General features: G+C 35.6%; 8 protein-coding genes and 1 other annotated feature. Of the genes, 3 read left to right on the top strand and 5 right to left on the bottom strand.

From position 1 onward, the window contains the following. Nucleotides 1-16: 16 nt before the first annotated feature. On the bottom strand, nucleotides 17-157 hold the full coding sequence (locus BFL01S_RS20850) for a hypothetical protein (protein WP_167556122.1): 141 nt from the start codon (nucleotides 155-157) through the stop codon (nucleotides 17-19). Between the two features lie 293 nt (nucleotides 158-450). Between BFL01S_RS20850 and BFL01S_RS18525 the strand changes: the two genes are divergently transcribed. Next, on the top strand, nucleotides 451-1,116 hold the full coding sequence (locus BFL01S_RS18525) for an FHA domain-containing protein (protein WP_061786599.1): 666 nt from the start codon (nucleotides 451-453) through the stop codon (nucleotides 1,114-1,116). A 64-nt stretch (nucleotides 1,117-1,180) separates the two neighbouring features. Here BFL01S_RS18525 and BFL01S_RS18520 read toward each other — a convergent pair whose 3' ends face one another. Both BFL01S_RS18520 and BFL01S_RS18515 read right to left on the bottom strand, forming a co-directional pair. After that, complete coding sequence (locus BFL01S_RS18520; RefSeq protein WP_025909986.1) at nucleotides 1,181-1,924, bottom strand: class I SAM-dependent methyltransferase; 744 nt, start codon at nucleotides 1,922-1,924, stop codon at nucleotides 1,181-1,183. A 202-nt stretch (nucleotides 1,925-2,126) separates the two neighbouring features. Then, nucleotides 2,127-2,591, bottom strand: coding sequence for a DinB family protein (locus BFL01S_RS18515; RefSeq protein WP_025909987.1), 465 nt, complete (start codon nucleotides 2,589-2,591; stop codon nucleotides 2,127-2,129). A 206-nt stretch (nucleotides 2,592-2,797) separates the two neighbouring features. Beyond that, nucleotides 2,798-3,052: a binding site (T-box leader), on the top strand. Between the two features lie 63 nt (nucleotides 3,053-3,115). Here BFL01S_RS18515 and BFL01S_RS18510 point away from each other — a divergent pair. Then, the gene (locus BFL01S_RS18510) at nucleotides 3,116-4,456 is read left to right on the top strand and encodes a sodium-dependent transporter (RefSeq protein ID WP_061786598.1); all 1,341 of its coding nucleotides are present in this window, start codon (nucleotides 3,116-3,118) and stop codon (nucleotides 4,454-4,456) included. Between the two features lie 48 nt (nucleotides 4,457-4,504). Here the strand turns inward: BFL01S_RS18510 and BFL01S_RS18505 are convergent, their stop codons facing one another. Further along, nucleotides 4,505-4,780: an AbrB/MazE/SpoVT family DNA-binding domain-containing protein gene (locus BFL01S_RS18505; protein ID WP_025909989.1), complete on the bottom strand. Its 276-nt coding sequence runs from the start codon at nucleotides 4,778-4,780 to the stop codon at nucleotides 4,505-4,507. Between the two features lie 310 nt (nucleotides 4,781-5,090). Between BFL01S_RS18505 and rpsN the strand changes: the two genes are divergently transcribed. After that, on the top strand, nucleotides 5,091-5,360 hold the full coding sequence (gene rpsN, locus BFL01S_RS18500) for a 30S ribosomal protein S14 (RefSeq protein ID WP_025909990.1): 270 nt from the start codon (nucleotides 5,091-5,093) through the stop codon (nucleotides 5,358-5,360). A 28-nt stretch (nucleotides 5,361-5,388) separates the two neighbouring features. Here rpsN and BFL01S_RS18495 read toward each other — a convergent pair. Next, the coding region (locus tag BFL01S_RS18495; protein ID WP_156474955.1) for an N-acetylmuramoyl-L-alanine amidase family protein at nucleotides 5,389-6,250 on the bottom strand (862 nt) is incomplete at its 5' end.

Below are 6,250 nucleotides of genomic sequence, written 5' to 3'. Positions count from 1 at the left end.
AAACTCTTTTACATCATCATATATGTAGGTTCAGCATCATAATAGAATAAATTCCATAGCTTATGCCGGTTAATAAGAACGATCCCATAATTAGTAGTACAACAGCAACACGTCTTTTAATCGCTTTAATTTCTTTTTCTTGTGCTACACGGTTCATTTTGTTTCCTCCAGTAACTTGCTTAGAGATAAGATTTGTGAAGGTAATCACATATGCATATGCCAAAATAACTAATTATTGTTTATCAAGAATAAACTGTAATTTAATTCATGAGTTTAATTATGACTATCCACTTAAACTTTGCTGAAATTATTTACTTGTACAAATTGAACATATATTATAAAAAGAGTGGATAAGTTGATAGTATCGAAAGTAACATACAATCGCAATAAATACGATAATCATAATTACATAATAAGATAAAGAAAATTCTGAAAAAAGAGGTAATGCAGATGAATGGTACACTCATTATTCAGCATGGTGCTCCGTTTGTAAATGGAACATCTGTCCCTCTTGAACAATCTACTGTTATAGTTGGACGAAAAGGAGATGGATGGTTGCCTGATTTAGCGTTTCAAAGCGCATACATCTCTCGTAAGCACTTTAAAATCACTACCAATGAAAACAACTATCAGCTTATCGATTTAAATAGCAAACATGGGACGCAAATAAATGGACAAAAGCTTATTCCCGCTCACTCATATACACTGCAGCATCAGGATCAAATATCAATTGCAAATGATACAGCTGTCTTAACATTTATTAGCCAAGACATGGACGCAACATTAGATTTAGGTCCACTATTAAATGAGATTCACACATCTAAGCAATATGAACTTGATCCCGTACTTCAAAAGATTAGAGTAAAAGATGAAGTATATGTATTATCAGAGAAGGAATATGCGTGTTTATCGTATTTACTTCAACAGCACGATACTTTCGTTTCAAAAGAAATGCTCAAAAAACAAGTTTGGCCAGAACGAGTGATGGAAAAAAATGATGTATTTGTTAATCCGGAAGAGCTTAATTCTTTAATGTACCGAGTTCGCAAAAAAATAGGACAAACGCTTGATATTCAGGTAGTGCGAGGTAAAGGGTATATGCTTCATTTTAAATAATGTCTTTGTCGTTCTAAAAGCCATGTGGTGAAGTACCGCATGGCTTTTTTGCTAATTTGTAATGTTAGATTGTTTTTACAGCCTGTACGCGAATATAAGCTGCTGGCAAGCACCATTCGTCTTGTTTGAAAAATGTTTTTTGTAACTTGTCTTCAACTCTATTAAAGATAATTTGTTTTGTTTCAGGCGTTATATTATTGAAAAGAGATGATGCATGTGTATCAAGCCAGTTACGAAGGCCATCTTCGTGCTGTAAAACGAGAGGCTGTATGAAATGAATAGCACTTTGAACATCGAATCCATGCTGCTCAAGCAAGGAAGTGTATTCTCCAATACTCGGAAAATAAAAAGGGAGAGAAAAATTAGATGAAATAATATTGAAAACGACAAGCTGGCGCAGCACCTCGTTAAAAACAGGATAAAGGTGGTTTTGGCCATTGAACTCTGTCACAAAGCGTCCTTGTAGTCTGAGCGCACGATAAATATTTTTAATAACAACAGTAGGAGGGTGAATAAGGTGAAGCGTGTTTTGGGAAAATACTGCATCAAACTGATCTTCATAGTCTAAATCCAGTGCATTGACGCGCATAAAGTGGACGTGAGGGTAATGATGCTGTGACTGTTCAATCATATTTTCCGACGAATCAATACCTGTTATGTTCACACCTAGAGAGCTAAGCTGATTTGCCATGTATCCGTTACCTGAGCCAATTTCTAAGATGTTTTCACCAACTTGAGGAGAGAGCATGTTCATTACATTTCCACCAAAAGACGAAATAAACGAAGAGTGTGAGAGTGTGCGGTTCATATTGATACTGCCTCCTTATTAAAGGTAGTTCGAGAACATGTCGTTCAATCAATACAGCTTAAGGAGAAAAATACGTAAGAGACAATCGATTGAATAGTAAAATTATATCACAATTCTGACAAAATAGAACGACCCTTCTATCTTTATTTACAAGCTTCTTAAAAAACAGCTTAATTGACTGCTAGTCAATTAAGCTGCTGAATTATCCCCACTTTACAAATAGAGGTAGGTCTGTATGACCCATTTCTCGAACATATACAAATAAGTTACCTTTATGATGAATTTCATGATCGATTGCCATTGACACTAATTGGCTTGCGGGCATCTTTTGACCAAATACCGCAGAGGTATCGATAACGCAGTTTAACTGGTCGTCTGTTAAAGAAGCTAGGATGTCTTTTGTTTTTTCAGTATAATGAGAGGCTAATTCCGATAAGTTTTTCTGCTCAATATCATGCTTTTCTTCCAATGGAGCAAGGTTGCCCTCTTGTGCTACTTTCGCAAATGTGTAAAAAGAAGTAAGCATGTGTGTAGTGAGTTTATATGCTGACATAGATGTTGGTGTTGGTTGATAATCATAATGATTTTCTTCAATCTTATCAATTAACATATTTGTTACATTACGATGAGCTGAAAAATGATGTAAAAGACGCTGAGATGAGGACATTAATTACCACTCCTAATATGTAAATTTTTACTTCATAGTCAGTATACCATGGTGCCTATGTAAGTTAAAAATATATGCATAAAATGACGAATTTTGTAGAAAAATAGAGAAAAAAATAAGAAAAAGTGGTTGACACTATAGAGAAAAAGACTTATGATACGTATATTATAAATTTTCGAAATAAATTGACTAAATTCTTCAATATACATTTTGCGTTGATTGGGAGTAGTAGAGGATCTAATTATAACAGAGAGCTGTTGGTTGGTGTGAAACAGTATAAGATGACCTTGAACTCGCCCAGGAGCTCTTAAGATGGAACGGGATTCACTTCTTATTATATCTTAACGCATAACCTCCGTTAGAAGGTTTGTACGTGATGTACAAGTAAAGTGGATTTTAATCGATGAATTAAAATCAAAAAGAGTGGTACCGCGGAGGTCAGCAGGCCTAACGTCTCTTGTTGTAAAGAGACGTTAGGCCTGCTTTTTTTTGTTGAAGAAATTTAGATGGAAAGGAACATCAAGATGAATCAAACAAATCAATGGACATCAAAGTTAGGTTTTATCATGGCAGCAGCAGGTTCAGCAGTTGGAATCGGCGCAATTTGGAAATTCCCATATGTTGCGGGAACTAGTGGGGGAGGCGCGTTTTTATTAATTTTCTTACTCTTTACGTTATTAATCGGCTTGCCTTTACTATTAGCTGAATTTGTTATTGGGCGTAGCACACAAAAAGACGCTATTTCTGCATATGAAAAAATTGCTCCAGGAACGGCATGGGTATGGATAGGACGTCTAGGAGTTATTACGAGTTTTGTCATCTTATCATTTTATAGCGTTGTTGGTGGTTGGATTATATTATATCTATACAGAAGCGTTACAAATCAATTGGTAGGTTCAACAGATGATTACGCAGCTTTATTTAATGATACAATTTCAAGCTCTTTTTCACCGGTTATAGGACAATTACTCTTTATGATTATTACGATTGTTGTCGTTGCTAAAGGTGTTCAAAATGGAATTGAAAAAGCAAATAAATACATGTTTCCAGCACTATTTATTTTATTTATTGCATTAATTATTCGTTCATTAACATTAGATGGTGCGATGGAAGGAGTAGCATTTTTCTTAAATCCTGATTTTACAAAGCTAACATCTGAAAGTATTTTATATGCCATGGGTCAATCGTTCTTTGCAATTAGTATTGGGATTTCAATCATGGTCACATACAGCTCTTACTTAAATAAAGAGGAAAGTCTGCAGCGTTCAGGTGGAATGATTGTAGGACTAAATATTTTGGTTTCAATTTTTGCTGGGCTAGCGATTTTTCCAGCTGTGTTTTCAATTGGCTTAGAGCCAACAGCAGGGCCAGGATTACTATTTAACGTACTACCAGCTGTGTTTGAACAAATTCCGTTTGGCGGCTTGTTTTTAACAATTTTCCTAGCGTTATTCTTGTTTGCTACATTAACATCTGCATTTTCTTTACTTGAAACAATCGTAGCAGCAGTAACAAAAGGGAACAGTGATAAGAGAACGAAAGCATCTTGGACTCTGGGGATTTTAATCTTCATTGTTGGAGTTCCTTCAGCTCTATCTTTTGGTGTTTTATCAGATATCACGTTTGGTGGGAAAATTTTATTCGATGCGCTTGATTATTTAACACTTAACATTTTAATGCCATTTGGTGCTCTGTTAATTTCCTTTTTTGTTTCATATCGCATGGATAAAAATGCTGTATATGAAGAATTCATATCAGGCTCCAGAACAGCGAAATATTTGTTTAAAGCATGGATGATCTTACTTCGTTACATCATTCCAATTGTTATTATCATCGTGTACTTGCATACGTTTGGCGTACTATAAAAACAGTAAAAAAGGGAATCGCTATTCAGCGGTTCCCTTTTAAGTTCATTAAATATTATGTTGTTTTAATTCTTCAAGCAAACGCTCCATGCCTTCACGACTTAATGTTAGCTTTCCATCAGCAAGTGTTACGTTGTCAGATGATACTTCTCCTGTAACTGCACAAGCTCCGTTAGGCTCATACTTCTTTAAAATAATGCGATCAGTTTCTACAAAGATTTCTACAGGATCTTTTACATCTATTTCAAGTACACGGCGTAGTTCTTTAGGAATTACAATACGACCTAAATCGTCAACTTTTCTTACAATACCAGTTGATTTCATTTTTTAATCACCTTTACTTTAGAAATATTATTTTTGGAATTTCTACAACTGATTATATACTACAATTCGACAAATAAAAGCGAAGTTATCGAGATGTAAATGAACTGTAATATTATTGAAATATTTTCTTTATCTATAAACAATGCCTAAAAAATGGAATAAATTTCAAATGTTATTTTAATAAAATAATGAAACGTTATGCTTGCATTAAGCTTCTACCTATGTTTTAATGTAGAAATTGCTCGTAAAGTATAAGTTTTAAATCGGAATGATTACTATCAAAAAAGAGCATTGAAAGGATGAGAATTCATTGGCTAAAAAATCAAAGGTTGTAAAAGAACGTAAACGTCAACAATTGGTAGAAAAGTATGCACTTCTTCGACAGGAACTAAAAGAAAAAGGGGACTATGAAGCGTTACAAAAACTGCCGCGTGACTCCTCACCAACTCGTTTAAAGAATCGGTGCCGTGTAACAGGAAGACCGAGGGGCTATTTACGTCAATTTCAAATGTCCCGAATTGCATTTCGAGAACTAGCTTATAAAGGGCAAGTTCCTGGTGTGAAAAAAGCTAGTTGGTAAAAAAACTCTCCATAAAAGGAGAGTTTTTTTATTTTGTAGCTGCAAAATAGCGTGAGATACCTTCTGCAATACCACGAGAAACTTGCTGCTGATATTGTTCTGTTGCAATACGATCTTCTTCACTTGGATTAGATACAAACCCAAGTTCAACAAGAACGGAACGCTTATTATTATGTTTTAATACATAGAAGTTAGCTTGTTGCGCACCACGATCTCTCATATTTGTGTGTTGCACCATGCTCTCTTGAATGTATTTTGCAAGTTCTTGATCGCGAGCTGAATAGTAATAAGTCTCAATTCCAGTAGCGGATGAGCTTCCTGCATTATAGTGGATGCTAACGAATGCATCAGCTTCGCTTGCGTTGCTGATTTTTGTTCGGCCATCTAACGAAATGAAGGTGTCGTCAGAACGAGTAAATAGTACAGTACCACCTGCGCTTTCAACTTGTGCTGCTACTAATTTAGCTGTTCTTAGTGCTAGGTTCTTTTCAAGCTCGTCTTGACCAACGGCTCCTGGATCATGACCACCATGACCTGGATCAATAACAATTAACTTCTTTTCTAAACCTGAAGTTGGGTTTGTTACTTCACCTGGTGTTGAAGGTGCTTCAGTACTCGTTAGTCCTTTTGATACCCAAGCCGTTTGAGAACTAGAATATTGAATTTGAACCCAACCATTTGACTCAGCTACTTTATTAAATGACTCCCCGACTTGTGCTACGCGAAGAATGCTTGCACTTAAACTTGGCTGCGTACGTAGGTTAGCAGCTTTCGTAATTGTAACCTTTTCAGTTGGGTTGTTTGTTTCAGGCTGGTCAGAGCCTTCTTTTAAGTATTTGTTGGCAACCCAGCCAGTTTTACCGTTACTCGTTTTAATCTGCGACCAGTCC

The organism is Priestia flexa NBRC 15715, assembly GCF_001591565.1.
Lineage (GTDB): Bacteria > Bacillota > Bacilli > Bacillales > Bacillaceae_H > Priestia > Priestia flexa.
The sequence above is the reverse complement of the archived record's forward strand: the minus strand, read 5'-3'. Positions and strand labels throughout refer to the sequence as shown.

Excerpts from the sequence above, each read along its gene's own strand:
- BFL01S_RS20850 (WP_167556122.1), bottom strand. The coding sequence starts at position 157 with ATGAACCGTGTAGCACAAGAAAAAGAAATTAAAGCGATTAAAAGACGT.
- BFL01S_RS18525 (WP_061786599.1), top strand. The coding sequence starts at position 451 with ATGAATGGTACACTCATTATTCAGCATGGTGCTCCGTTTGTAAATGGA.
- BFL01S_RS18520 (WP_025909986.1), bottom strand. The coding sequence starts at position 1,924 with ATGAACCGCACACTCTCACACTCTTCGTTTATTTCGTCTTTTGGTGGA.
- BFL01S_RS18515 (WP_025909987.1), bottom strand. The coding sequence starts at position 2,591 with ATGTCCTCATCTCAGCGTCTTTTACATCATTTTTCAGCTCATCGTAAT.
- BFL01S_RS18510 (WP_061786598.1), top strand. The coding sequence starts at position 3,116 with ATGAATCAAACAAATCAATGGACATCAAAGTTAGGTTTTATCATGGCA.
- BFL01S_RS18505 (WP_025909989.1), bottom strand. The coding sequence starts at position 4,780 with ATGAAATCAACTGGTATTGTAAGAAAAGTTGACGATTTAGGTCGTATT.